The following is a 25,309-nucleotide window of genomic DNA, read 5'->3' on the forward strand; positions in this document are numbered from 1 at the left end:
GCCTGCTTAGCGCCGCGGGGGCCGGGGTAACCGGGGTTACGGGGCGCCGAGCCCCGGCGACGGCTCGCGCCCGACGGCAAGAGTTGAGGAGGGCCGACGCGATGACGACACTGCCTGCCCCACGCTCCGAGCACCCGACCACCCGGTGGGATCCGTTCCGCGAGTTCGAGGACCTCTACACGCAGATGGGCCGGCTGTGGGAGTCGGTCCTGGGGCCGAACCTCGCCTCGACGGCGGGCTGGTCCCCGCTGGCCGACGTGTGCGAGACCGACGACGCCTACATCGTCGACGTCGAGGTCCCCGGGGTGCGGGAGGAGGACCTCAACGTCGAGATGGTGGGCACCGAGCTGGCCGTGACCGGCGAGCTGCGGGAGACCCGACGGGAGGGCCTGGTCCGCCGGCGGACCCGGCGGACCGGACACTTCGAGTACCGCACGAGCCTGCCGCACGACGTGGACGCCGAGCGGATCGAGGCGAACCTGGCCGACGGCGTGCTGACACTGCGGATCCCGAAGGCCGAGGGGGCCAAGCCGCGCAGGATCCAGATCACCAGGCGGTGACCGGCGGGGGCCGGGCCGCCCCGGCCGACCGCCGCGGGCTGGGGCGACGACGTGGATCCACGGTGTGATCGGACGCCATGGCGGCCTGCTCGCGTGCCGCTGGCCGGTGCGGTCCAACATGGTCCCTCGCCGCGACCCGCCCGAGTTGGGGTCCACCAGGTTGAGGTGCACGAGATCGGGGCGCGGGCGCCTCGGCTCGGTTGCCATCACCACCTCCTGACCGACGTGTCGGATCAGATGCCTCCCGAGTTCCCGGTAGCCGAGGCGAGAATCGCCCGCCGTACGTGCTTGATCATGTTCAGTGCAACCTGATCGGGTTACGACCGGTTCGGCCCGCCGTCCTTCCCGAGACCGAACCCCGCCCGTAGAAGTATCCGGTATGGACGAGCTGCCTTTGGTGCACGATGCGGCGTGGTGGCGCGGTGCCGTCATCTACCAGATCTACATCCGCAGCTTTGCGGACGCTGACGGTGACGGGACCGGCGACATCGGCGGGATCCGTTCGCGCCTGTCCTATCTCCGTGACCTCGGCGTGGACGCCGTCTGGATCACCCCCTGGTACCCCTCACCCATGGCCGACGGGGGCTACGACGTCGCCGACTACCGCTCGATCCATCCCACCTACGGCACGCTGGCCGACGCCGAGGCCCTGATCCGCGAGGCCCACGAGTGCGGTCTGAAGGTGGTCATCGACCTGGTGCCGAACCACACCTCGGACCGCCATCCCTGGTTCCAGGCCGCACTGGCCGCGGAACCCGGTTCCCGGGAACGGGACCGCTACGTGTTCCGCCCGGGCCGGGGACGTGACGGGGAGCTGCCGCCCAACGACTGGCGCAGTGTGTTCGGTGGCCCGGCCTGGAGCCGAGCGCCCGACGACGTGGCGGGCGAGTGGTACCTACACCTGTTCGCGCCCCAGCAGCCGGACCTGAACTGGGAACACCCGGACGTTCGTGCGGAGTTCCTCGACATCCTACGGTTCTGGCTGGACAGGGGGATCGACGGATTCCGGATCGACGTCGCGCACGGGCTGGTCAAGCAACGTGGCCTCCCGAACCTGGGCGTCGACCACGAGGACGTGATGGAGCCACCGGACCGGCTGGACCACCCGCACTGGGATCGGGACCCGGTACACGAGATCTACCGCTCGTGGCGACGGCTGGTCGACGAGTACCCGGGTGAACAGATGTTCGTGGCCGAGGCATGGGTGGCCAGCCCGGCCCGACTGGCCCGCTACGTACGGGTCGACGAGCTGCACACCGCGTTCAACTTCGATTTCCTGCGCTGCTCGTGGCACCCGCACCGGCTCCGCGAGGTCATCGACACCACGATGAACGCGCTGCACGCGGTCGGTGCCCCGACCACGTGGGTGCTGGCCAACCACGACGTCACCAGGCAGGTCACCCGCTACGGCCGGCCGCACACCAGCGGCCACGGTCCGCGCCGGGAGGCGTTGCTCGAGGCGGTGAACCTGGAGCTGGGGGTTCGGCGCGCCAGGGCCGCGGCACTGTTGATGCTCGCCCTGCCCGGTGGCGCCTACCTCTACCAGGGCGAGGAGCTGGGGCTGTGGGAGGTGGAGGATCTGCCCGAGGAGCTGCTGCAGGATCCGACCTGGGAGCGGTCCGGGCACGCCGTGCGGGGTCGGGACGGCTGCCGGGTTCCCCTTCCCTGGTCCGGGGATACGCCACCGTTCGGCTTCGGCCCCGGCGAGGGCGCGCGGCCATGGCTGCCGCAACCGGTGGCGTGGAAGGACTACACCGTCGAGGCGCAGGCCGATGACGAGCACTCGATGCTGTCGCTGTACCGGGCCGCGCTCCGGATCCGACGGGAACACCCGGCGCTCGGCGGTGGCACGCTGCGGTGGCTCGAGGCACCCTCCGGCGTGTTGCTCTTCGCTCGGGATCCGAACTTCCTGTGCGCGGTGAACCTCTCCCCCGACCCGTTCCCGCTCCCCGAAGGCAGCGAGCCGCTGTTGGTCAGCTGCCCGCTCGGCGATGGCCTTCTACCGCCGGACCACGCGATCTGGCTCAACAGTGGGAAAAGCGAGAGCGCTACGGCGGATTAGCCGCACGCACATCAGCACAGATCGTTGCCTTGCGGCGAAGCACCTCCCCACCATGTCAGTGCTGCCGACCACATTCGCAACACCCCAGCGCGATTCGTCGCGTTGGGGCCCGGATCGTCCGGCTTCCTCACATCGCACCGACGGTGTCCTCGATCGGGACCTCGGGATCGCGGCGGTGGACGTAGTAGAGGTCGATGTGGTCGACGCCGAGCCGACACAGCGACGCGTCACGGGAGACCGGAACGTACTCCGGCGAGGTGTCCACATCGTTCACCCGCCCGCTGTCCGCATCGTGCCGGAGGCGAACTTCATCGCCAGGACCACCTGACTCCGCTTCGTCCGCGACACCGTGGGCGACCGACATGCTCATGCAACCGAGTCCGATCGCCGAGACCCGCAGCCCACCGGCCCCGAGCGTCCGGTACTTCACGACCCGCCTCCCGCAACCCTCTCGTCCTCACCCGATCGCTCCTCCCGCGTCACCGCCACCAGCGGAGCCACGGGACTGGTGAGGACATCGGCTCCCGGCCGCTGAGCGGTTTCGGCCAGCCGGCCATCCCGGTAGCCGATAAGGTGCCGGGGGTGTCGCCGCCACCGAGCTTATATTCAGTACTCGACGAATAACCGGAACCATAACGAGACCCTCCGAGTTTCCACCACGTGAGACACTTCTCCGCTCACCCATATATCCACGCGGTAATGGTGTCATGCTCTGCGTGTTTCCCCCTCTCTCGACCAAGGTGGGCACAGCACGAGGGAGATGAAGCGTGACGGCGGAGCAAACCGAAACTGCCCCATCCGACCCGAACGGCTACGACCAGAATTTGATCAATGCGGTCCGAGGGGGTACGACCGAGGCGTTCGCCGATCTTTACCACCGTCATGTCCGCGCGGCGCGCCGTCTGGCGGCGCAGCTGTGCTTCTCGGGCGAGGATCCCGAGGACGTCGTCGCCGAGGCGTTCGCCAAGGTGTTCGCGCTGTTGACCGCCGGGGCCGGCCCCGACGCCAACTTCCGCGGCTACCTGCTCGTCACCGTGCGCAACACGATCCACGAACGGCACCGGAGGTCGCAGCGCGAGGTGTACCTCGATGACCTGGAGTCCGTGGCGGGGGCGCACGGGGTCACCGACGAGACCGGCCGGTGCGTGGAACGGTGGCTCGCGCTCGACGCGTTCAACCGGCTGTCTCCGCGCTGGCGCACCGTGCTCTGGTACACCGAGATCGAGGGCCGCTCCCCCGCCGAGACCGCCGCGGTCTTCGGGATGACCGCGAACGCGGTGTCCGCGCTGGCCTACCGGGCACGGGAGAAGCTGCGCCAGGCGTATTTGCAGGCCCACGTCGCCCCGGTGGGTGCCCACGCGTGCCGGGGCACGGCCGGCCGCCTGGGCGCATGGGCCCGGCGGAGGCTGCACGGGCAGGAGGCCGCCCGGGTGGAGGACCATCTCGCCGAGTGCCCGCGGTGCCAGGACGTGGCGACGGAACTGGCCCACGTCAACAGGTCGATGCGGATGGCCGTGGCGCGGTCGGCCTGACCGGGTGGTGGAAGGGCAGCCGGCTGGCGGCGCGCCGCGGCAGGCATGTCACGTAGGGGCCTGGTCGGAAAGATCGAGCGATCATGCAGGTTGACCCGAACTTTCCCAATGCACTGGTCCACCACGCCGGACGCAACGGAGCGTGCCTTCGCCTCCATTACCCCGATGCCACCCGCCCACCGGCCCCGGTTGTGTTGTTCGGTTCCGCCCCCATTGGACGCGACAGCAAACCCCAGCGCCGTTAATCGCACGAGGATCTCCACGCGTTTCACCCCCCTTCCGGGAGACGGAATAACAGTAGAAGCGAACGCACGCACCCGGTCCGTTTTCTACACCTGGAGAACACCCGCCGTTCCCCTCGTCGTCACCTTTCGGTCGCGAGTGATTCGCCCCCGCCACCAACCCAGCCACCCATCGCGAGTTCCGTGGACGACAGGCAGGACGGACACCGGCACGCCACACTGGTCACCAACGGTGATCGGAGGCGGGTCATGTGTCGATGGTTGGCGTACTCGGGTGAGCCGATCTTCATGGACACATTGGTCGTGCGTCCCAGCCACTCGCTGATCGACCAGAGCATGTACGCCCGGCAGAACTACCTGCCGCATTCGCCCATGGCGCACGCCAAGCACCCCGGGGCGGTCACGACCAACGGCGACGGCTTCGGTCTCGGCTGGTACGGCGAGCGCGAGGTTCCCGGGGTGTACCGGGACGTCCGGCCGGCGTGGAACGACGCCAACCTGCACCGGATCGCCGAGCAGGTGCGCTCCGGCCTGTTCCTGGCACACATCCGCGCGGCGATGGGGGGCACGGTCACCCGCACGAACTGCCACCCGTTCCAACACGACCGGTGGTTGTGGCAGTACAACGGCGAGATCGACGAGTTCGAGCACGTGGTGCGGGATCTCCGGTTCGAGATCGCGCCGGAGCTGTACCCGTCGATCAAGGGCAACAACGACACCGAGACGTGCTTCTTCCTCGCCCTCACCTACGGCCTCGCCGAGGACCCTGTCCGGGCCATCGAACGCACGATCGCCAGGGTGGAGCGGGCACAGCGGGACCGTGGGGTCGACGGCGTCTTCCGGTGCACCGGCGCCACCACCGACGGCGAGGTGATCTACGCGTGGCGGTACGCGACCGACGACACCGCCAAGACGCTCTACTACAACGCGGGCCCGGAGGCCCTGCGAACCTGCGCCGGTGACCGCATCCCCATTCCCGAGAAGGCCGTCATCGTCGTCTCCGAGCCGCTGGAGTTGCACTACGGACCGCACTGGATCGAGGTGCCGCCGTCCACGGTCGTGACGATCCGTCGCGGGGGCGAGGTAGAAACCGTGCCCCTGCGCGTCAGCGGTCGCGGATGAGCCCGCTGCGCTGGGCGGCGGCGACCGCCGCCGTACGGGAGTCCACGCCGAGCTTGTCGTAGATCCGAACCAGGTGGGTCTTGACGGTGGCCTCGCTGAGCATGAGCGTGCGGCTGATCTCGCGGTTGGACAGCCCGTCGGCGACCAGCCGCAGCACCTCCAGTTCGCGGGCGGTGAGCTGGGTGCCGGGAGCGCGGATCCGGCCCAGCAACCGGGAGGCGACACGGGGCGCCAGGGCGGTGTCCCCGGCCGCGGCGGTGCGGATCGCGACGTGTAGGTCCTCCGGCGGGGTGTCCTTGAGCTGGTAACCGGCGGCGCCGGCCGCCACCGCCGCCAGGATGTCGGCATCGGTGTCGTAGGTGGTCAGCACCAGGACGCGGGGCGGTTCCGGCAGCGCGACGATCCGGCGGGTGGCCTCGACACCGTCGATGCCGGCGCCCAGCTGGAGGTCCATGAGGACCACGTCCGGGCGCAGCGTCGCCGCGAGCGCCAGCGCCCGCTCACCGTTCTCGGCCTCGCCGACCACCTCCAGGTCCGGCTGGGTACCGAGCATCGCCCGCAGCCCGGTGCGCACCACGGGATGGTCGTCGACCAGCAGGATCCTTACCGTCATGACGGCTCCCCGGGCACGGGCAGGGTGACCGCCACCGCGGTGCCGTCACCGGGTGCCGACTCGAGCGTGAGGGTGCCGCCCAGCGCGTCGACCCGGCCACGCATCGCCCGCAGCCCGAACCCACCGCCCTCACCATTGCGGAGCGAGAGGTTCTCGGGGTCGAACCCGATGCCGTCGTCGACCACGTCCAACGCCACCATGTCATCCAGGTAGGACAAGGTCACCCCCACGGAACCGGCCCGTGCGTGCAGGGCCACGTTGCCCAATGCGCCCTGCGCGATGCGGAGCAGTGTCACCTCGTGCTCGGTGGGAAGCGGGGACGGCTCGCCGTCGACATGCCACCGGATGGGCGCGCCGATGCGTTCGGCCGTCGTGTGGCACAGCCGCTCCAACGCCTCGGACAGGGAACCGCCGACCAGGGCCGGCGGCGTCAGCGCGTGCACGAAACGCCGCGCCTCGGCCAGGTTCTCCTCGGCGGCTTTCCGGGCCCGTCGCACATGCCCCAGCGCCGTGCCCCGGTCGTCGGCCCGCTCGGCGGCGTGCAGCAACAACACGATGCTGGACAAGCCCTGCGCCAGGGTGTCGTGGATCTCCCGGGCCAACCGCTCGCGTTCGGCCGACGCGCCCGCCTTCCGCTGTGCCACGGCCAGTTCGTCCCGGGTGCGGACGAGGTCGTCGATCAGCTGCTGCCGTCGGGCGCTCTCCCGGTAGAGGGCTCGGTATGCGGTGGCCATGAGGACCGCGATCGAGGCCCCGATGATCGGCCCCAGCACGGAGCCGACCGCGAGCCGCCCCTCGTGCCAGCCGATGGCCGCGATGACCGCGACCGTCAACGCCACCACCGCCGGCATCGCCGAGCGCAGCGGCAGGACGTGCAGGTGCAGGAAGAACAGCGGGAAGGCGACCCACGCGAAGTCGGGGCTGGTCAACACCAACCCCACCCACGCGGCGGTCACGGCGAGCAGCCAGACGCGCCCCCGGCGCGGGGTGTGCAGCCGCCGCTCGGACACCACGCCGACCGCGTAGGTCGCGGCGAACAATGCCGCGATGGTGAGCACCGCCGGTGCCGGCGCGTCCTCACGGGCCAGGGACCGGACGACCCCCACCACCAGCAGGGTCACCAACACGCCGTGCACGGCGGCACGGAGCAGTCCCAGGGTCGAGGAGAACGGCCGGTCAGTCATTCGACAGCCAGTTTAGGTCTGCCCGCGGGGGTGGGGGTCAATCGAAAGTTCGACCCCGGTGTCGATCGGACGTCGTCGCCCGTCCGATCCGAGGAGCGATGCCGGCACGGCCGGACGGGGCGAGCGTGGGAGGTGCAGACCCGAGACACCGCCAGGGGGCTCAATCGTGTTCGTCGCATTGCGTGATCTCCGTTTCGCCCGGGGCCGGTTCGCCCTCATGGGCTCCGTGGTCGCGTTGATCACGCTGCTCGTCACCCTGCTGTCCGGGCTCACCGCCGGGCTGGCCGAGCAGAACGTGTCCGCCGTCACCGGGCTGCCCGCCACGCACCTGGCGTTCGCCGCCCCACCGGACGGCGAGAAGCTCTCCTTCGCCGACAGCCGGGTCCGGCCGGAGGACTGGCGGCGCTGGGCCGAGGTGCCCGGCGTGGAGTGGGCGCATCCCCTCGGCATCAGCCCGACCCGGCTCGCCGTGGCCGACCGCACCGCCGGCGCGACCGCACTCGGCGTGCCCCGGGGCAGCCCACTCGCACCGGCTGGCCTCGCCCCGGGACAGGTCGTGGTGTCGGCCCCCCTCGCGGCGGAGGAGGGCATCACCGTCGGCGACGAGGTGACCCTCGGCGCAGGCAGCATCTTCCGGGTGGCAGCCGTGGGCGGCGATGCCTACTACAGCCACACCCCCGGGATCTGGCTCACGCTCGACGACTGGAACCGGTTGGACCCGCGGGCCGCCGGAGGCGCCACGGTCGTGGCGCTCGATGCTCCCGGCGCCGACATCGCCGCGGCCGATGCCCGCATCGGTACCCACACCGTCGCGCTGGACGACTCGCTCACCGCGATTGGCTCCTACGCCGCGGAAAACGCCTCGCTGCAGGCCATGCGTGGCTTCCTGTTCGTCATCTCCGCGCTGGTGATCGGCGCGTTCTTCACCGTGTGGACGATCCAGCGGAAGCCGGAGATCGCCGTGCTCAAGGCGCTCGGTGCCAGCACGGGCTACGTACTGCGCGACGCCCTTGCGCAAGCCGTCGTGGTGCTCGTGGCCGGTGCCGGCCTCGGTGGGCTCGTCGGTGCGGCACTCGGCGCGTTGGCCGGGCGGGCCGTGCCGTTCGTCCTCGATCCCGCGACCACGGTGCTACCGGTGCTGGTGATGATCCTGCTCGGAGCCGGCGGCGCCGCACTGGCCGTTCGCCGCGTCACGGCGGTGGACCCGCTGATCGCCCTGGGTGCCGCCCGCTGACGTCATCCGCGCCGCGCCCTCGGCCGGGTTCTGGAAGCCGAATGGAGTTCTGATGAGCCTCGTCCTGCGTGAGGTCAACCTCAGCTACACCGACGCCGACACCACGATCACCGCCCTCGACCACGTCTGCATGGAGGTGTCGGCCGGGGAGCTGGTCGCCGTCGTGGGCCCCTCCGGCTCGGGCAAGTCCAGCCTGCTCGCGGTGGCCGGCACCCTGCTGCTCCCCGACTCCGGGCTGGTGCTGGTGGACGGGACGAATGTGACCAGGCTCGGCCAGGCCGAACGGTCCGCGCTGCGTCGCGACCGGATCGGGCTGGTGTTCCAGCAGCCCAACCTGCTGTCCGCCCTGGCCGCGAAAGACCAGCTCCTGGTGGCGGCACACCTCGCCGGGCACCGGCCGCGGGACCGGCGCCGTCGGGCGCTGGACCTGCTGGACGCCGTCGGCGTGGCGCACCGGGCGAACCGGCGGCCGCACCAGCTCTCCGGTGGGGAGCGGCAGCGGGTCAACATCGCCCGCGCGCTGATGAACGAGCCGAGCGTGCTGCTGGTCGACGAGCCCACCAGCGCGCTGGACCACGAGCGGGGCCGCCGCATCGTCGAGCTGATCGCCGAGGTCACGCGGCACCACCGGGTGGCGACCGTGCTCGTCACCCACGACCGGGAGCAGCTCGACCGGGTGGACCGTGTCGTCGAGATGCACGACGGGCGGCTCACCGCGGTCACCCCCACGCCCGCCTGATCTGCGCACCGCGCCCGGCGGCGGGACGATGGGCCCGTCGCCTCGACGCTCGGGAGGTGCGGTCGCGATGCCCAGGCATGGTGCCGTGGTGGTGGGATTCGACGGATCCGAGGTCGCGCGCCGGGCCGCGTTGTGGGGCGCCAGGGAGGCAGCGAGCCGGCACCGGCCGCTGCACCTGCTGCACGCCTTCCACTGGCCGTTCGTCGACCTGGTCCAGGTGCGGCTCCCGGCGGGCGTGCTGGCCGAGGAGCCGGTCCGGGAGTGGTTGGAGGGCATTCTCGCCGACACCGCCGAGGAGTGCCGGCAGGCCCACCCCGACCTCACCGTCACCACCGAGATCGAGGCCGGCGACCCGGTCGAGACGCTGGCCCAGGCCAGCGAGGAGGCGGACCTGGTCGTGGTCGGCCGCTCGGGCATCACCGGCGCGGCGCGGGCCCTGCTCGGCTCCACCTCGGCCGAGCTGGTCCGGCACGCGACCGGCCCCACGGTCGTGGTCCGCGGTGAGGCCGAGCACCAGGGCCCGGAGACCGGCGGCCAGGTGGTGGTCGGGGCGGACGGCTCCCGGGTGAGCTCCGGGGCCATCGGCTTCGCCTTCGACTTCGCCTCCCGGCACGGGCACGAGCTGGTTGCCGTACACGCCTGGGCCGACCTGCCGCTGGACGCGCTGGCACCGGTGCGGGTGTGGGACTTCAACTGGGAGGAGGTCCGCTCGGAGGCGCGGGAGCTGCTGTCGGAGTCCCTCGCCGGCTGGCAGGAGCGTTACCCGGACGTGCCGCTGCACCGGGTGGTGACGACCGAGCGGCCGGTCGACGCGTTGTTGGAGCGGGCGGACGGGGCGGCGTTGCTGGTGGTCGGCAGCCATGGCCGCGGTGCGGTGCGGCGGGCCCTGCTGGGATCGGTGAGCCACGCCGTGCTGAACCGGGCGACCTGCCCGGTGGCGGTGCTGCGCCCGAGCTGACCGGACGCTGCGGTGGCCGCCTCGAGGGCAGGTGTGCGAGGCTGGCCGGGTGACGACGGACCCGGCTCAGGACCCCGATGTACAGGAGCTCGCCACGAAGCTGTTCAACGCGGCGCGCTCCGGGGACAGCGCCACGCTGGCCGCCTACGTCGACGCTGGCGTGCCCGTCAACCTCAGCAACGAGAAGGGCGACAGCCTCCTCATGCTCGCCGCCTACCACGGGCACGCGGGTGCCGTGCAGGCCCTGCTGGAGCGCGGCGCCGACGCGGACCGGCCCAACGATCGGGGCCAGACCCCCATTGCCGGCGCCACTTTCAAGGGCGAGGTCGAGGTCGTGCGTGCGTTGCTCGACGGCGGTGCCGACCCGTACGCCGGACAGCCGTCAGCTGTCGACACCGCACGCATGTTCGGCCGGGACGATCTGCTTTCCCTTTTCGGGCAGGGAGGCTGACCGCGGTTCCCCCGCCGGCAACCCGACGGGTGTCCTACGGCGTTGGTTTCTCTTGGTGTACAAGGCTTTCATAGCCCCCTGATCATTTGCGTTCCCTTCATGTTCGGGTCGCGGGGCGTGCAACCTGCCGGGGCCAGCCTGGCTGCATGGAGTCGCGAAGTTCGCACTTACCCATGTCGTTCGACGAACCACCGCAAAGACCGCGGTGAACAGCGTCCCGCCGACGTCGGATCGTGATCCGGGCTTGGTAATACCTCCGTTCAGACGTGTGATCGATCCGATGGCACGCGGGCGGGTTGTGGTGGCAACTCATTGGTGGGCACGACGGGAGTGGCCAATGCTGCCAGCGGAACTCCGTGGTTGCCCGGGGACGGCGGAGTTAGGGTCGGTCAGGTTGCTTGCGGGGAGGGCATTGTGCACGTGGACTTTCTGGTCGTCGGCGGGGGCATGGCCGGGGTGTCGGTGGCCGCCGAGCTGGTGCCGTTCGGCAGCGTCGCGCTGCTGGAGCAGGAGGGCGAGCTCGCCCGGCACACCACCGGTCGTTCCGCCGCGGTCTTCTTGGAGAGCTACGGCTCGCCGGAGGTCCGCGCGCTGACCCGCGCGAGCCGACCGATCATCGAGGCCGCCGGCACCGACCCGCTGCTCTCGGCGCGGCCGATGATCCAAGTCGCCCGGGCCGACCAGGAGGACCGGCTCGCCAAGGAGATCAGCGCGGCTCCGGGACTGGCGCCGCTGGACGTCCGGGAGGCGCTGGAGCTGTGCCCCGTGTTGCGGCCGGACTACGTCGGGGGGGCCGCAGTGGACCATTCCGCCGCCGACATCGACGTGAACGGCCTGCACCAGCACTACGTCGCGGTGGCCCGGCGCTCGGGCCGGGCTGAGATCCGGAAGGGAGCGACGCTGCTCGCGGGCGAGTACCGCGGAGGCCGGTGGCAGGTCGAGACGGGTGCCGGCGAGGTGCGCGCGGGTGTCGTGGTCGATGCGGCAGGCGCGTGGGCCGACCAGGTCGCCGAACGGCTCGGCGTTGCGCCCGTGGGGCTGCGGCCGCTCCGGCGGACCGCGGCGGTGTGCCCGGTGGCGGTCGACCCGCGGGGCTGGCCGCTGGTCTGCGACGTCGATGACGAGTTCTACTTCCGTCCGGAGGGTGGCAGCGTGCTGGTCTCGCCGGCCGACGAGACACCCGACCAGCCCGGTGACGCCCGGCCCGACGAGCTCGGCGTGGCCCTCGCACTGGAGCGGGTGAACGCGGCGACCACGTTGGGGTTGCGCAGTGTTCGGACCGCGTGGGCGGGGCTGCGGACCTTTGCCCCGGACCGCAACCCCGTGGTCGGAATGGCAGCGGACGTGCCCGGGTTCTGTTGGCTGGCCGGGCAGGGCGGCTACGGCATCCAGATGGCGCCGGCGCTGGCCCGACTCGCCGCGGCGCTGATCACCGGTGCCTCGGGAACCCCCGCCGAGGGGCTGCCCGTCGAACGCATCGCGCCCACCCGAGACACACTGCGGAACACCCAGCGCTGACCGCTGGCGCGGGCCGTCACCGCACTCGGCACAGGTATCGACGTCCTAGGCGACTCCGGTCCACGTGCGGGCGTTCGCGGCCGGCTCCGGCGTACCGCCCGACCGCATCTCGACCTCGCACACCGGATCGGTCTTGTCCCCGCCGAAGCCGGTGATCCGCCAGACCTTGACCCGCCACCGCTCGCCGGGCGGCTGCCGGTACTTGTCGAAGAACTCCTCGGCGAGCGCGCAGGCGTAGTCCGGCGCGGTGGTGCCGGCCCGGCGTTGCGCGCTGCTTCCGACGTAGAAGCCGTGATCGTTGATGTCCTCGGTCCGCACGAGTTGGAGCTGGCCGCGTCGGACCACCCAGTACTCGACCCGATGCCAGTGGTCCAGGTCCATCACGTCACCTCCGCACCACCCCACGTCCTGACAACGACATGGAGCCGAGGACCTGCCGAGCACGGACCAATGATCACGTTCCGCACCCACTCACCCTTGGAGCTTCCACCTTACGGCCCAGCACCATTGCCAGGTCAACAACCCGGGGTGAGCAAAGATCGCCGGCTCCGTCGTCCAATCGAGTAGTCGCAGGCCAAGGTTGCCTGCGAGCCAACGCCGGTGGTCGAGCGGCGGAACGCTGCCCGGACGACATGCGGGGGCCGCCAGGGACGCCGAGTCCGCACGATCCGGCGTCGATGCGACTCCGCCCGCGGGTCCACCGGCGCTGGTAGGCCCCGGTTACCCGGTACCGGGACCGCTATGCAGCTCCAAGGAGTGAGTCCGGATGTTCAGTCGGTGAACAGGTGGTGCAGGAACCGCTGCGGCTCGGCGCGACGGGGAGTACGGGCGCTCAAGGGTTTCGGCGACCTGCTGGGCTCGAGCGGGCTGTCAGGGCTCGACCTACCCTGGAGTGGACCAGGCGTCACGAGCCCGGCATATGGCGTCGGCTCAGGTGAGAGCAAGCTCCGCGGTGACAACCCGGTGGTCGCTTCCGGCGATCGTGTGCTCACGCGCCGAAACCGCCACCAGTCCCGGGCCGTGCAGCACGTGATCGATCTGGAACGACGGAGGCAAAAAAGCTTTTCCCACCGGCCAGGTCGGCGCCCAACCACGGCCGAGCTCAGCGTGGGTATCGACAAGGCCGGCGGCCAGGAGCGACCTCATCGGTGCGTGGTCGAGCGTGGCGTTGAAGTCCCCGAGCACCACCATGTCCCGCCCCGCAGCGGCGGCTTCGTCCCGCAGTGCCTCGAGATCGACCGTCCACTGCTGCGGATCACCTGCCGGGTAGAAGGTGTGTACGGCGACGAGTTTCACCGCACGACCGCCAACCCTCAGTTCCGCTGTGGTCTGGGGCCAGGTCGTCGGACGATCGAGAAGTCCACCACGGCTGAGTGGCAGCCGCGAGTAGATCGAAGAGTCGACTTCGGGGTGCAGTTCGCGGTAGGGCATCAGCTCGCGCAGACCCGCCTCGTCGAGTTCACGTACTCCCTGCTGCGTCAGCTCTTGGACGGCAAGGACGTCCAACCGCTCGGCACGAACCAGCTCGACGAGGGCACGGGCGTCGATCTGGCCCACATAGGTGTTGCTGGTGCCGATCCGCAACCTCGGCACGTCGGCGGGGATGACAACGTCTCGGGGAACGAACCGGGGCACCAGCAAGATCAGTTCGGTCACCACCAGTACGACCGCCGTCACAGCCAGCCACCTGGCCTTCAGCGCCAGCACGGCGAGAAGAAGTCCAACGGTGCCCACGGCGACAAGGGGAAACGCGGCAACCGGCATCGCAAGAAACGTGCCAGCATCGAGTCCCGTCAGTCGGACCATCACCAGCGCGGCTACGCCCGCCAGCGCCACCGCGCAGACAAGCAGGACGGAGGAGCGGAACCGTCCGCGTCGAGAAACAGGCGGCTGTTCGGCCGCCCTTGCCGGCCCAGGCATCCCAACGCTGGTCATCCACCCTCCAGGTTCTTCAACCGATCCAACCGTAACCGTCGGCCGGCCACCCGAAGCGGATCGAAAACCTGTGGCCTCCACCACTGCTTTCCTCTACCGTGTCCCGAGGTTTCGTTGTCCCAGACCATGCAGGGGATGCTTCATGGGCGTGTATGTCGGGGTCCGAGGATGGCTGGAGTGCGACGAAAAGCAGCTTGTAGCGATTCAGGCCATCATCCAGTCTCATGACGACGACCACTATTCCGGTGGGTGGGGAACGCCGAGGAGAGCCGTCAACTGGACTAGCTATATCTTCTACTCCGCCGATATTCGCGAGCAGGCCGTCGACTGGCTACTGGACCAACTTCGGGAAATTGCCGGGATTCCGGCTTCCGATGCGGACAACGACCTGGTCCGTGGGTTGTTCCTTGCCAGCCACGAGGTGGACGGCATGAGCGAGTGGCAGGTCCGTGACGGCCAGGTCTTCATCTCGCGGGCAGACAGCAGGTACGAGTACCTCGATATCTAGGCCAACAGACTCATCGGTCGACATCACCGTCCTGAGTAGCTCGCCAACCCGCTATAACGCGGGTTGATGGCGTCGCGAGCGAGTAGCAGCTTGGTCACGTGACGCGTGTCTCGAATTCCGCTGACAGGGATGGGGCTCACCCGCAGGCGGGGGTTGGACCAGCAGGCAGGCGGGTTGCCGGGGAACAGCTCCCCAGCAACCCGGCCAACTGATCTCGTGGTCGCCGGGAACTTTCGTGTGCGCCGCCCCGACTAGGTGCACGGGCCGCAGAGCGACCGGGCCGACAGGATCGAGATCAGGGAGTAGTTGGGTATGCGCTCTCGTGTGATGTGCGCCCTCGCGGTGGGCACCGCCGTGCTGGCGGCCGCCTGTGGAGGAGGCCAGGCGGGGCCGGCGGCACAGGCACCCACCTCCGGTGCCTCGGCGGGGTTCCCCGTGACAGTGGATGACTGCGGGGACAAGCGGGTCGAGTTCACCGCCTCGCCCCAACGGATCGTCACCAGCAACGCCTCGGCCCTGGAGATGTTGTTCTGGCTCGGCGCGGGCGACCGCGTGATCGGGACCGGTTTCCCACCCGGGAAGGGCACTTTGCCCGGCTCGTTCGCCACGGCGGCGGAGAAGGTGCCGGTGCTGTCCGACTCGGTCATCCCCAAGGAGAAGCTGCTCGGTTCCGGCGCGGAGCTCTACATCGACACCTTCGCGAGCATGAACATGGGCGGCGGTGCGGTTGGGCCGCCGACGGACCAGGAGTTCGCCGCCGCGAACATCAAGCACCTCTATCTGAAGTCGACGGCGTGCGCGTCCGAGGCGTCCGGTCCGCTGACCGACCTGTCGTCGGTGGAAAACGACATCAAGCGGCTGGGGACGGCCACCGGAACCTCGGCCAAGGCCGACGAGCTGGTCAAGGGGATGCGCAGCAAGGTGGACAAGGTACGTGACGCCCTGTCCTCGGTCCCGGAGAACAAGCAGCCGAGTTACTTCTTCTTCGACTTCAACGCGGGTACCAACCAGCCGATCGCGGCGTGCGGTAAGCAGGTCGCCAACGCTGTGATCACGCTGGCCGGCGCACGCAACGTCTTTGCCGACTGCGATGCCGACTTCAAGCCGGTCGGTTGGGAAGACGTGGTGGCCCGCAACCCCGACTGGATCCAGCTGGGAATCCGCGACAAGGGCAACCCCGAGGCGAACAAGGCGGCCTTCGCGGCGGCCGAGAAGTTCCTGCGGGAGTTCCCGGCGACGGCGGGCCTCGAGGCAGTCAAGCGCGGCCGGTTCCTCCGGGTCGGCTCCGAGCAGACGACCATCCCGGGCGTCCGGAACGCCGACACCGTCGTGCAGATCGCGTCGACGCTGCACCCCGACCTGGTCAAGGCTGACGGCTGATCGTGAGTAGCACGCCAACAACCGCGGTGCGGCGCGAGCACAGCACTGTCGTGGTGGGGGCCAGGTCCACGGTCGTTGCGCTGCTGCTGACGGTGGCCTTGCTGGTCGGGCTGGTGCTCGGGGTGTCGGTGGGTTCGACCTTCGTGCCGCCCGGCCAGGTGTGGTCGATCGTGGCCGGCCACCTTCTGGGCCGTGCTCCGGCTCCCGGAACCCCTGATCTGATCGTATGGCAACTGCGGGTGCCGCGAGCGCTTCTCGCCGCCGTGGTCGGTGCCGGGCTCGGCCTGGTTGGCTCCGCCGTCCAGGCCCTGGTTCGCAACCCGCTGGCCGACCCGTACCTGCTGGGTGTCTCGTCTGGTGCCTCACTCGGCGCGGTCGCGGTGATCGTGCTCGGTGCCGGCACGGGCGGCCTGCTCGGGCTGGGGTTGTCCACGGGCGCGTTTCTCGGCGCGCTGGGCGCTTTTGCCCTGGTGTGGGCACTCGCCCGGCGGGGAAACGGGTTCTCCCCGCTACGGCTGGTCCTGACCGGCGTGGGGATCGGTCAGTTCCTTGCCGGGCTCACCAGCTACCTGGTCCTACGGACCTCCGACGAGCAGCAAACCCGCGGCGTGCTGTTCTGGTTGATGGGCAGCCTGAACGGTGCGCAGTGGTCGGTCGTCGTACTACCGGCCGTCGCCGTCGTGCTCGGCTTCGTTGTGCTGCAGGCCAGGGCGAGAGCGCTCAACGCGCTGTTGGTGGGCGACGAGACGGCAGCCGGACTCGGCGTGGATGTCACCCGGCTGCGTCGGGAACTCCTTGTGGTCACCAGTGTTCTCACCGGCGTCCTGGTTGCGGTCTCCGGAGCGATCGGTTTCGTGGGGTTGATGGTTCCCCACGTGTGCCGCCTGGTGGTCGGAGGTGACCACCGTCGGCTGCTCCCGATCTCGGCCCTGGCCGGCGCGGTGCTTCTCGTGGTGGTGGACATCCTGGCGCGGATCGCGCTGGACCAGCAGGAGGTCCCCATCGGTGTGGTCACCGCGCTGATCGGTGCGCCCACCCTGCTGTACCTGCTCGATCGACGCTTGGAGCGCAGTTGAGGATCGCCGTCGAGGACCTCGTCGTCTCGTTCTCCGGCCGCGCGGTGGTCTGCGGTGTCGACGTCGTGGCGGAACCGGGTGAGATCGTTGGTCTGGTGGGCCCCAACGGAAGCGGGAAAACCACCGTGCTCCGGACGATCTACCGTCACCTGCGGCCCGCCGCGGGCCGGGTGCTGCTGGACGGACGCGACATCCGGAAGCTGAACCCGTCGCGGGCCGCCCGGCACGTGGCCGCACTCCCCCAGGAGCGGGGCACCGACTTCGAGCTGTCCGTGCGGGAGGTGGTGGCGATGGGCCGTACTCCCTACAAGCGGGCCTTCTCCGGAGACGACACGAGCGACCGGGACATCATTGCCACCGCGCTGGAGCAGGTGGGCATGGTCGATCACGGTGGCCGACCGTTCTCGGCCTTGTCCGGTGGCGAGCGGCAGCGGGTCCTGCTGGCCCGGGCGTTGGCACAGCAACCCGACGTCCTGGTACTGGACGAGCCCACCAACCATCTCGACATGCGCCACCAGATCGAGCTTCTCGCGCTCTTGCGGGCACAGCGACGCACCACCGTGATCACGTTGCACGATCTCAATGCCGCCGCCTCGCTCTGCGACCGGTTGCACGTCCTCCGTGACGGAGTGGTGGTCGCATCCGGCGCTCCACGGGTGGTCCTCACCGTGGATTTACTGGCGGAGGTCTTCGGCGTGCATGCAGCGGTCGTGGAACATCCGTTGACCGGTGACCCGCTGATCGCCTTCGACCACAACACACCCGCCGAGTCCGCGACGATCAGCTAGCAACGCTCGGCCAGACATCACCCATTTCGGTTTCTGACCGGCACGGCCTCCCGCGCCGGTCAGAACCATGCGTAGGCCGAGTTCAGCGAACCCGACTGGTCATCCACCGAGGCCAGCACCTTCACATAGCTCGGCCGCCCGTTCACGAAGACCACCTCACCCAAAGCTTCGGCCTCGACCCGGCGCATGAGCCTGCCCGGTTCCCCTTCGCGGTGCACGAGCACCGCGTGCCACGGTGTGGTCCACGTGTCGGCAGGATTGAGCAGCCTGATACCGAACTTCTCCGACCCTGCCGGTTGCGGATGGATGGACAACCGAACGGAGCGGGGGTGATGTTCGGCAATCAGCCTTCCCCAGGCCCGGCTACGGGCGACCACCTGGTAGGCACGGGCACGACACTCCCGCTGCAACGCCGACTTCGTGCCCTGCCAGCCATCGGTGTCATCGACTAGGAATCGCGTGATACCGCGGTAGAGTCGCAGTGTCTCCCCTCCCATCCGAACCTCCTCGCGCAGCTCTGTGACCGTCGGTGCGTACCGTTCGGACACGAGGTGTCGCTTCTCGTCGTAGGACAGGTCGCCCAGCACGTTGCGGAGATCGAACAGAGACAGCCGGGACAGCCCCTCACGTGCGATCATGTCCAGTAGCTCGTCGGAGTAGGCATCCACGTGCTCGTCGGGAACACCGATGATGTCGCTGAAGACATGGCCGTCGGAACAGATCACCACGGATGCCCCTGGCTGGTAGACCTGCTGGACAGCAGCGCACATCTGGTCCAGAAAGTGCAACGACTGCCGCTCCGCCTCGTCCGGCAGGTGCCCGAGAACCTTCGCGGGGTTCGGAGACTTGCACGGAAAGCCGGGCAATGTGAACAGGATCGGCTCACCAGCCGCGACGAAGGCGGCAAGCTGTTGCATCTGCTTTGGAAACGCGAATGGGGTGTTGGGCGTATCGGGATCGGCGGCCCGTCTCAGCGGCAGGAGGAGATCCAAGATCGCGGCACAGGTCTGCGCGTCCTCGGCGGGTCGCTGTTCGGCCTGATGGCCGGCTGAAGAAAATGTGGGTGTCGGCATCGTGGATTCACGCAGCAGGGGACAGCCCCATCACAAGCAGGGGCAGACGTGTGGGGACGTTTCTGGGTTGGGGAAGGGATTGAGCGGGATCGCGTCAAGCGCGTTCGTTGTAGAACACCGGAAGGTCGTGGACACCACGTCCGAGCACGGCCGGTATCCATTCGATCTGTTCGTCGGGGACGGCCAACCGTAGGCCACGAAGTCGGTTGACCAGGGTTCCGATGGCGACCTGAAGCTCGATACGGGCCAGTACCGCCCCCGGGCAGAAGTGGATGCCCTGTCCGAAGGCGAGATGGGGGTTGGGCGACCGGTCGAAGTCCGGGGTGTCGGCGTCCGGGAAACGTTGGCTGTCCCGGTTCGCCGCACACAGCGACACGATCACCGAGTCACCCGCCGGCACGGTGGTGCCGTGAAGGTCGGAGTCTTCCGCGAAAAATCGCCACGTCGTCAGTTCGAACGCACTGTCGTAGCGAAGCAGCTCGTCCACCGCCCGTGGCAGCAGCTCGGGGTGGTCCCGCAGATGGGTCAGGTGCGCAGGACAACGTAGTAGGGTCATCAGCGCCGTGGTGATCTGGTTCGTCACCGGTTCCTGCCCGGCGACCAGCAACTGGAACACTATGGAGTCCAGTTCCTCCTGGGACAGCTCACCTGCGTCCCGCGCGAGGACGAGCTTGCTGAGCAGGTCCTCCCCCGCCTCGGAACGCTTGTGCGCGACGACCTCGGCGATGTAGCCCTGCAAACCACGCAGCAACGCCTCGTAGGCAGGCCGTGCCGGATCGGTCGGGCCCACCGGTTGCACCACCTTTCCCCATTCGCGACGGAACCGCACGGCCAGGTCGGCGGGAAGTCCGATGACCTCGGCGAGCACCTGGAAGGGGAACCTCGCGGCAAAACCCGCCACCAGGTCCACCGTCCCTCGGGTAGGCAGGGCGTTGACCAGTGCGTCCGCGAGTTGCTGCAAACGCGGACGCATCGCCTCGACCCGTCTCGGGGCGAAGGCGTCGGTGATGAGGCGCCGCATCATCGTGTGCCGCGGTGGGTCCTGGTGGAGCAGGTGCACCTGTAACTGGGAGTGCTGTGGCTCGGGCATGATGGACGCGCGCCTACGCCATTTCTCGTTGCCCAGGGAGTGGTTCTTACCGAGCCGGTCATCGTTGAGCGTCTCGTGCGCGGCGGCGTAGCCGGTCACCAGCCACGCGCAGACCCCGCTGGGAAACCGCACTCGGTGGACGGGACCACTGTCCCGCATTCTCCGATACAGCTTGTAGGGATCACGCTTGTAATCGCGACCATAGAGTGCGATTGGCTCAGGCGGGGTCATCGGGGTCCTTCCGTGCCGGCCTCAGATGGCGAGTTCGGGGCGGTGGATGTCGAGAAACAGGGCGAGGTCGACCACACGTTCCAGGCGCAGGCGATGCTCCCAGGACAACTCGTCCGCGGAGATGTCCAGGCAGGGCTTGACAACCGTCTCGTCCACCAGGCCGCGCACCACGCCTCCGTGCGCGGTAAGCGCGTCGTGAGCCAGGTCCTGCAGTCCGCGGTTGTAACTCGGGTGATGGGTGGCCGGGTAGTGGTTCTTCGGCCGGTACAAGACGGACTTGGGCGCCAGCCCCCGACCCACCGACCGCAGCAGGCTCTTCTCCCGGCCATCGTGGCTCATGTGCGGCCAGGGCGTGTTGAACAGGTACTGCACCAGCCGGTGGTCGCAGTAGGGAACCCGCACCTCCAGGCCGTTCGCCATGCTCAGCCTGTCCTTCCGATGCAGCAGCTGCCGAAGCCATCGGGTGAGCGACAGGTGACGAAGTTCCCGTTGGCGTCGTTCAACAGGATCCGGGCTGTCGGTTTGCGGGACGGCAGCGAGTGACGTGCGGTAGGTGTCCTGCTGGAACTCGGTGATCCTGAGCTCGGCCGCCAGGTCGGGATGGATCGGCATTGCCGCCTCATCACTGGTGACCAACAGCCACGGGAAAGTTGCGGCGGCTCGTGCCTCGGGGCGGTGGAACCACGGGTACCCGGCGAATGCCTCGTCAGCGCCCTCGCCGGAGAAGGTCACCGTCGAATGCTCGCGAATCTGGCCGAACAGCAGGTACAGCGAGGTGTCCATGTCGCCGACCCCGATCGGTGAGTCGCGGCATTCCACCACCGCGCGGCGGGTCTGGAGGTCGAGTAGGGAATGTGGGTCGAGGATGACGGTGCTGTGGTCGGTGCCGATGTAGCGTGCTGCCTCGGCGGCAAAGGGCGTGTCGTGACCTGTGCGTAGGACGTCGGCGGTGAACTGCTCGGCTTGGTCGCTGTAGTCGACCGCGTAGGAACGGATGCGTGCATCCTGTCCCGCCATGCGGCGCAGCTCGTCGGCAAGCAGCCCGGTGAGGACCGTCGAGTCGATCCCACCGGAGAGCAGGCTGCATCGTGGGACATCGGACTCGAGCTGGCTCCTGACGGATGCATCGAGCAGAACGCCCACGTCATCGATGGCCGTCTCCAGATCGTCCTGCTTCGGCTCCGACGTGAGTTGCCAGTACAGACGTTCGGACACTCCCTGCCGGTCGACGGTCACGATTCCGCCGGGCTGAACCTCATGGACTCCCGACCACATCGTCGGACCGGTGTTGAACAGCAGGCTGTATGCCTCGCGCAGTCCGTTGATGTCGATACGGGGTGAGACCTCGGGGTGGGCGAACAACGCCTTCGGCTCGGACGCGAACACCACACCGCCTTCGACCCGGGCGAGGAACAGTGGCTTGACGCCGAGCCGGTCGCGCGCCAGTAACAGGCGTTCGTGTCGGCCGTCCCAGATCGCGAAGGCATACATTCCGACGAGGCGGTCAACCAACGACTCGCCCCACTGCTCGTAGGCGCGAAGGACGACCTCGGTGTCGCTTCGGGTCCGGAAGGTGTGGCCCAACGCGGTCAGCTCGCGCCGCAGCTCATGATGGTTGTAGACCTCGCCGCTGTAGGTCAGGACGAGCTCGCGGTCGTCGGTGGGGAAAACCATCGGCTGTTTCCCGCCGTCCCAGTCGATCACCGAGAGCCTGCGGTGGCCGAGTGCGGCGTGCGGGCCGCTCCAGGTACCGCCGTCATCGGGTCCCCGGCGGACCAGGGTCGCCGTCATGGCCTCGATGACGTTCGGCTCGGCCGCCGGATTCCTGCCGAAGGTGACCCAGCCGGTGATTCCGCACATGCGTCGGGCTCCCCTAGATTCGATCCTTGACTCGATCGCTGCTGGCTCAGCGGGTGACCAACGCGAGCGGCCGTCCGCGGGAGAGCAGGGCCGTCGCCAGAACGGCGGCGATGACCGCCATCGCCAGCCCCGTGGTGGTGCCGACGGTGCCGCCGCCGGCAACGCCCCAGGCCGTCGTGGCGAGCGCCGGGCCGAGGGTGAAGCCCAGGCTGCGCGCGGTCTGGGTCACCGAACCCGCGGTGGCCATCCGATGCGGTGGCGTGCTGGCCATCACCAGGGCCTGGGTGGGGCCGCCGTACAGGCCCATACCGATTCCGGCGATCGCCATCCGCCAGGCGATATCCGGTGGCGCCCCGGTTTGTCCCGCGGTCAGGAGAAGGAGTCCGATCGCCGTGACCGCTGCTCCCACCGTGGCGATGCGGCGATGCCCGAACCGGTCGGCAAGCCGCCCACCCAGGGGGCCCGCGAGTCCCATGGCGACCGGGAGGGCCAGCATCGCCAAGCCGGTCGCTGTTGCCGAGACCCCGGTGTCGTGTTGGAGGTGGAGGGCAACCAGGTACTGCACCCCGGCCAGGGCCGCGGCCAGTGCCAGCACGGCCCCATTGACGCCCCATGTCCGGCTGTCGGTGAGGGTGGCGCGTACCCGCTGTCCACTCTCCCGCCCGAGCCAGCGGACGAACGCGGGGACGGCGAGCAAGCCGAGCAGCAGCGCCAACGGTGCCTCGACCGCGAACGTCAGCGCGAGCAGAACCACCACGACCGCAGTTGCGATCAGAGCGCAGTCGGCTATCACGGAAACGCTGGGCCGACGCAGTTCACCACGCCGTGGTGCGGCCTTCCATGCGACGACGAACCCCAGGATGCAGAAGGGGACCTTGACGAGGAAGACAGTGCGCCAGCCCCACCAGTCCAGCAACACCCCGCCCACGACGGGGCCCAGCACGGCGCCCAAGGGTCCCAGCGTCGCCGGCACGCTCATCGCCCGCCCGCGGAGTTCGGGACGAACCGACTGGGCAGCCAACACCGGCATCAGGACGAACAGGACGGCACCCGCCACGCCCTGCCCAACCCGTGCCGCAACCAGCCAGCCCAACCCTGGCGCGGCGGCAGATAGAGCGCTGAACCCGGCGAATGCCGCCGTGGCGCCGAGAACCACGGGTCGCACGGCCGATCCGTCCATCCAGCGACCAACTGGCAACAGCAACGCCACCACCGCGAGCTGGTACCCCAGCACCGCCCACTGTGCGGCCTGCGGTGCCACCTGCAGGCTGGAACCGATGTCGGGCAGGGCGAGGGTGACGATGCCCATGTCCACCATGGCGACGAACGCCAGGATTCCGGCGACCGCGACCATTTCCCAACGGTTCCGCTGGCCGGAAGGTGTCTCGGCACCCTCCATCGCGCGACCTCCCTCCACGGTCACGTCGCATTCGCGTGATGACACGTAAGAGGGGTCGTTCGGTGTCCGAGCTGAGTTCCCGGTGTTTCCGGCACGGCTACGCGGCGCGTCGCCTGCCCACCGGCCACAGGCGAGCCCGCAGCGACCGGCGCGGGCGTGGTTCCGCACCGTCGGTACGCGAGGGGTGGGTGGGCTCGTCCGGCGCCTTCCCCGCGGCGCCGATCCGCACGTCGCCACGTCCCGGGTCGGGTGTGGCGCTGGTGCGGTGCAACACGATCAGCAAGGCCAGGCCGACGACCAGCAACCCATGGCCGAGCACCCGCGACACCGGTGCCGCACCGGTGATCAGGTCATGTGCCGAGTACGCGAAAAGCAACACGATGAACCCGCTGAGAACCGGGATCAACCCGGTGGTGGAACGGGGCCGCCAGGCGGCCCACAGCAGGCCGATGCCCAGCGCCAGGTTCCAGGACGTGCTCTCGTTGAACAGGTGGCTCGCCACCGAGTTCATCGCGTGGTGACCCACCCGGTGGGCGGAGGTGCCCAGCCCGAGGATCTGGGTCAGCGCCAGCGTGAGCTGGGCAAGGGCGACCCCGGCCAAGGCCGGTCGCAACCAACGGTGGCGGCCTGGCCGCAGGGCGGGGGCCGAGGCCACGATGGCGGCGGTGAGATCGGGCACAGCCGTGACCTTCCGCACCCGCAGGGCCCGCGACGTCGCCACCGCGTGTTCCTGCCAGGCACGGCAGGCCAGACACCGCTCCAGGTGCTGGTCGGTGTCGCGGGCCGGCACGGGCTCGGACTCGCCGTCCAGTCGGGCGGACACGGCCTCACGGCAGGTCGAGCAATCCACGCCCACATTGTGAGCCACACGGACTGTCAAGTCTCACCCCATAACTACCCCACGTGGTGTACCTACCAGTAACCCAAATGTGCGATTAGCGGATAACGTCCTGCGCATGCGAGCGCGGAGTGACGACGACGAGGTCACCCAGTGGGCGCTGGCCGCCGGCGCGGGCGACCGGCGGGCGCTGGAGGCGTTCGTCGGCGCGACCCACCGCGACGTGTGGCGGTTCCTCGCCCACCTGACCCGGGTGGAACTCGCCGACGACCTTACCCAGGAGACCTACCTGCGGGCGTTACCCAGCCTCCAACGGTTCCGGGCCCACTCCTCCGCGCGGACCTGGCTGCTGTCGATCGCCCGCCGGGTCGCCGTCGACCACATCAGGTCCGCCGCCTGCCGGCCGAGCACCACGAGCGCCGACTGGGCCGCCACCGCCGACACCCGGCAGGTGCGGGCGCACGGCACCGTTGCCGGCTTCGAGGACCTTGTGGAGGTGAACCTGTTGCTCGAGGGGCTGGAGCCCGGCCGACGCGAGGCCATCGTGCTCACCCAGGTCCTGGGCTTGTCCTACGCCGAGGTCGCCGCGATCTGCGGATGTCCCGTAGGCACTGTCCGTTCCCGTGTCGCGAGGGCGCGCGACGACCTCATGCAGGCGGACGACGCCCGCCGCACCGGATCGGGCTGACCCGCCTACCTCGCTCCGGTTCCCAGCAGTCACACCGTCTTCCGTTTTCCCGCCGTAGCTAGCCCGGTCGTCCCGCTCTCCGCGACGGCTACCGCGCGGATCCGCGCGTGCCCGCCTCCGTACCCGCCGCGGGGGACACCGGATGATTTGCCACGCTTCGTGCCTGCGCGAGGCCAACGGCGACTCTGCCCCCACGGCGGTGGTTATCGAGGTCGCCGAGCCTGCCGA

General features: G+C 69.4%; 24 protein-coding genes. 14 read left to right on the forward strand and 10 right to left on the reverse strand.

The genetic code is table 11. The features are described 5' to 3' along the window. Positions 1-101: 101 nt before the first annotated feature. Positions 102-560: an Hsp20/alpha crystallin family protein gene (locus IEY55_RS14560; protein ID WP_189058069.1), complete on the forward strand. Its 459-nt coding sequence runs from the start codon at positions 102-104 to the stop codon at positions 558-560. A 379-nt stretch (positions 561-939) separates the two neighbouring features. Further along, positions 940-2,622 carry a glycoside hydrolase family 13 protein gene (locus IEY55_RS14565; protein WP_189058071.1) on the forward strand — a complete coding sequence of 561 codons (1,683 nt, stop codon included), beginning with the start codon at positions 940-942 and terminating at the stop codon, positions 2,620-2,622. Between the two features lie 127 nt (positions 2,623-2,749). On the opposite strand, the gene IEY55_RS14570 is transcribed toward IEY55_RS14565, so the two are convergent. Further along, complete coding sequence (locus tag IEY55_RS14570) at positions 2,750-3,052, reverse strand: aldo/keto reductase (RefSeq protein ID WP_189058072.1); 303 nt, start codon at positions 3,050-3,052, stop codon at positions 2,750-2,752. Positions 3,053-3,389: 337 nt separating this feature from the next. Here IEY55_RS14570 and IEY55_RS14575 point away from each other — a divergent pair, with 337 nt between their 5' ends. Continuing rightward, positions 3,390-4,154, forward strand: a complete 765-nt coding sequence (locus tag IEY55_RS14575) for a sigma-70 family RNA polymerase sigma factor (RefSeq protein ID WP_189058074.1) — start codon at positions 3,390-3,392, stop codon at positions 4,152-4,154. A gap of 425 nt (positions 4,155-4,579) precedes the next feature. Continuing rightward, positions 4,580-5,518: a class II glutamine amidotransferase gene (locus IEY55_RS14580; RefSeq protein ID WP_229686382.1), complete on the forward strand. Its 939-nt coding sequence runs from the start codon at positions 4,580-4,582 to the stop codon at positions 5,516-5,518. On the opposite strand, the gene IEY55_RS14585 is transcribed toward IEY55_RS14580, so the two are convergent. Further along, on the reverse strand, positions 5,502-6,131 hold the full coding sequence (locus IEY55_RS14585) for a response regulator (RefSeq protein ID WP_189058076.1): 630 nt from the start codon (positions 6,129-6,131) through the stop codon (positions 5,502-5,504). The genes IEY55_RS14580 and IEY55_RS14585 overlap by 17 nt on opposite strands. Next, entirely contained in the window at positions 6,128-7,315 is a 1,188-nt protein-coding gene (locus IEY55_RS14590; protein WP_189058078.1) for a sensor histidine kinase, read from the reverse strand. The genes IEY55_RS14585 and IEY55_RS14590 overlap by 4 nt, the downstream gene beginning before the upstream one ends. Positions 7,316-7,481: 166 nt before the next feature. On the opposite strand from IEY55_RS14590, the gene IEY55_RS14595 reads away from it, so the two are divergent. From IEY55_RS14595 to IEY55_RS14615, 5 genes are all read left to right on the forward strand, one after another. Continuing rightward, positions 7,482-8,549: an FtsX-like permease family protein gene (locus IEY55_RS14595; protein WP_189058080.1), complete on the forward strand. Its 1,068-nt coding sequence runs from the start codon at positions 7,482-7,484 to the stop codon at positions 8,547-8,549. 52 nt (positions 8,550-8,601) lie between these two features. Continuing rightward, positions 8,602-9,288 (forward strand): ABC transporter ATP-binding protein, encoded by a 687-nt coding sequence (locus tag IEY55_RS14600; RefSeq protein ID WP_189058082.1) that lies wholly within the window; start codon positions 8,602-8,604, stop codon positions 9,286-9,288. Between the two features lie 67 nt (positions 9,289-9,355). Further along, complete coding sequence (locus IEY55_RS14605) at positions 9,356-10,246, forward strand: universal stress protein (RefSeq protein WP_189058084.1); 891 nt, start codon at positions 9,356-9,358, stop codon at positions 10,244-10,246. A 49-nt stretch (positions 10,247-10,295) separates the two neighbouring features. Continuing rightward, the gene (locus tag IEY55_RS14610; protein ID WP_189058086.1) at positions 10,296-10,697 is read left to right on the forward strand and encodes an ankyrin repeat domain-containing protein; all 402 of its coding nucleotides are present in this window, start codon (positions 10,296-10,298) and stop codon (positions 10,695-10,697) included. 414 nt (positions 10,698-11,111) lie between these two features. Next, positions 11,112-12,215: an NAD(P)/FAD-dependent oxidoreductase gene (locus IEY55_RS14615; RefSeq protein WP_189058088.1), complete on the forward strand. Its 1,104-nt coding sequence runs from the start codon at positions 11,112-11,114 to the stop codon at positions 12,213-12,215. Positions 12,216-12,260: 45 nt separating this feature from the next. Here the strand turns inward: IEY55_RS14615 and IEY55_RS14620 are convergent, their stop codons facing one another. Both IEY55_RS14620 and IEY55_RS14625 read right to left on the reverse strand, forming a co-directional pair. Continuing rightward, complete coding sequence (locus IEY55_RS14620) at positions 12,261-12,596, reverse strand: hypothetical protein (protein ID WP_189058090.1); 336 nt, start codon at positions 12,594-12,596, stop codon at positions 12,261-12,263. Positions 12,597-13,145: 549 nt separating this feature from the next. Then, positions 13,146-14,150 (reverse strand): endonuclease/exonuclease/phosphatase family protein, encoded by a 1,005-nt coding sequence (locus tag IEY55_RS14625; protein WP_229686383.1) that lies wholly within the window; start codon positions 14,148-14,150, stop codon positions 13,146-13,148. A gap of 142 nt (positions 14,151-14,292) precedes the next feature. On the opposite strand from IEY55_RS14625, the gene IEY55_RS14630 reads away from it, so the two are divergent. The 4 genes from IEY55_RS14630 to IEY55_RS14645 all read left to right on the forward strand — a co-directional run bounded on the left by IEY55_RS14630 (position 14,293) and on the right by IEY55_RS14645 (position 17,902). Next, a complete protein-coding gene (locus tag IEY55_RS14630) occupies positions 14,293-14,658 on the forward strand; it encodes a hypothetical protein (protein WP_189058092.1) in 366 nt (121 codons plus the stop codon). Between the two features lie 312 nt (positions 14,659-14,970). After that, positions 14,971-16,038 (forward strand): ABC transporter substrate-binding protein, encoded by a 1,068-nt coding sequence (locus IEY55_RS14635; RefSeq protein WP_229686385.1) that lies wholly within the window; start codon positions 14,971-14,973, stop codon positions 16,036-16,038. Between the two features lie 2 nt (positions 16,039-16,040). Then, positions 16,041-17,114 carry a FecCD family ABC transporter permease gene (locus IEY55_RS14640; protein WP_229686386.1) on the forward strand — a complete coding sequence of 358 codons (1,074 nt, stop codon included), beginning with the start codon at positions 16,041-16,043 and terminating at the stop codon, positions 17,112-17,114. Further along, the gene (locus IEY55_RS14645) at positions 17,111-17,902 is read left to right on the forward strand and encodes an ABC transporter ATP-binding protein (RefSeq protein WP_189058094.1); all 792 of its coding nucleotides are present in this window, start codon (positions 17,111-17,113) and stop codon (positions 17,900-17,902) included. Before IEY55_RS14640 ends, IEY55_RS14645 begins: the two co-directional genes overlap by 4 nt. Before the next feature lie 59 nt (positions 17,903-17,961). On the opposite strand, the gene IEY55_RS14650 is transcribed toward IEY55_RS14645, so the two are convergent. The 5 genes from IEY55_RS14650 to IEY55_RS14670 all read right to left on the reverse strand — a co-directional run bounded on the left by IEY55_RS14650 (position 17,962) and on the right by IEY55_RS14670 (position 24,423). Further along, the gene (locus tag IEY55_RS14650) at positions 17,962-18,975 is read right to left on the reverse strand and encodes an L-tyrosine/L-tryptophan isonitrile synthase family protein (RefSeq protein WP_189058096.1); all 1,014 of its coding nucleotides are present in this window, start codon (positions 18,973-18,975) and stop codon (positions 17,962-17,964) included. A 94-nt stretch (positions 18,976-19,069) separates the two neighbouring features. Further along, positions 19,070-20,197 (reverse strand): cytochrome P450 family protein, encoded by a 1,128-nt coding sequence (locus IEY55_RS14655; RefSeq protein WP_229686387.1) that lies wholly within the window; start codon positions 20,195-20,197, stop codon positions 19,070-19,072. 120 nt (positions 20,198-20,317) lie between these two features. Further along, positions 20,318-22,156: an asparagine synthase (glutamine-hydrolyzing) gene (gene asnB, locus IEY55_RS14660; protein WP_189058099.1), complete on the reverse strand. Its 1,839-nt coding sequence runs from the start codon at positions 22,154-22,156 to the stop codon at positions 20,318-20,320. A gap of 46 nt (positions 22,157-22,202) precedes the next feature. Next, positions 22,203-23,555, reverse strand: a complete 1,353-nt coding sequence (locus tag IEY55_RS14665; protein WP_229686388.1) for an MFS transporter — start codon at positions 23,553-23,555, stop codon at positions 22,203-22,205. Between the two features lie 97 nt (positions 23,556-23,652). Continuing rightward, positions 23,653-24,423 (reverse strand): zf-HC2 domain-containing protein, encoded by a 771-nt coding sequence (locus IEY55_RS14670; protein WP_505735178.1) that lies wholly within the window; start codon positions 24,421-24,423, stop codon positions 23,653-23,655. Positions 24,424-24,511: 88 nt separating this feature from the next. Between IEY55_RS14670 and IEY55_RS14675 the strand changes: the two genes are divergently transcribed. After that, positions 24,512-25,081 (forward strand): sigma-70 family RNA polymerase sigma factor, encoded by a 570-nt coding sequence (locus IEY55_RS14675; RefSeq protein WP_189058103.1) that lies wholly within the window; start codon positions 24,512-24,514, stop codon positions 25,079-25,081. The last annotated feature ends 228 nt before the right edge of the window (positions 25,082-25,309 follow it).

The sequence above is a fragment of the Longimycelium tulufanense genome, assembly GCF_014645795.1.
Classification (GTDB): domain Bacteria; phylum Actinomycetota; class Actinomycetes; order Mycobacteriales; family Pseudonocardiaceae; genus Longimycelium; species Longimycelium tulufanense.

Coding starts and splice junctions, on each gene's coding strand:
- IEY55_RS14560 (WP_189058069.1), top strand. CDS start 102: ATGACGACACTGCCTGCCCCACGCTCCGAGCACCCGACCACCCGGTGG.
- IEY55_RS14565 (WP_189058071.1), top strand. CDS start 940: ATGGACGAGCTGCCTTTGGTGCACGATGCGGCGTGGTGGCGCGGTGCC.
- IEY55_RS14585 (WP_189058076.1), bottom strand. CDS start 6,131: ATGACGGTAAGGATCCTGCTGGTCGACGACCATCCCGTGGTGCGCACC.
- IEY55_RS14590 (WP_189058078.1), bottom strand. CDS start 7,315: ATGACTGACCGGCCGTTCTCCTCGACCCTGGGACTGCTCCGTGCCGCC.
- IEY55_RS14600 (WP_189058082.1), top strand. CDS start 8,602: ATGAGCCTCGTCCTGCGTGAGGTCAACCTCAGCTACACCGACGCCGAC.
- IEY55_RS14605 (WP_189058084.1), top strand. CDS start 9,356: ATGCCCAGGCATGGTGCCGTGGTGGTGGGATTCGACGGATCCGAGGTC.
- IEY55_RS14620 (WP_189058090.1), bottom strand. CDS start 12,596: ATGGACCTGGACCACTGGCATCGGGTCGAGTACTGGGTGGTCCGACGC.
- IEY55_RS14625 (WP_229686383.1), bottom strand. CDS start 14,150: ATGACCAGCGTTGGGATGCCTGGGCCGGCAAGGGCGGCCGAACAGCCG.
- IEY55_RS14630 (WP_189058092.1), top strand. CDS start 14,293: ATGGGCGTGTATGTCGGGGTCCGAGGATGGCTGGAGTGCGACGAAAAG.
- IEY55_RS14635 (WP_229686385.1), top strand. CDS start 14,971: ATGCGCTCTCGTGTGATGTGCGCCCTCGCGGTGGGCACCGCCGTGCTG.
- IEY55_RS14650 (WP_189058096.1), bottom strand. CDS start 18,975: ATGCCGACACCCACATTTTCTTCAGCCGGCCATCAGGCCGAACAGCGA.
- asnB (WP_189058099.1), bottom strand. CDS start 22,156: ATGTGCGGAATCACCGGCTGGGTCACCTTCGGCAGGAATCCGGCGGCC.
- IEY55_RS14665 (WP_229686388.1), bottom strand. CDS start 23,555: ATGGAGGGTGCCGAGACACCTTCCGGCCAGCGGAACCGTTGGGAAATG.
- IEY55_RS14675 (WP_189058103.1), top strand. CDS start 24,512: ATGCGAGCGCGGAGTGACGACGACGAGGTCACCCAGTGGGCGCTGGCC.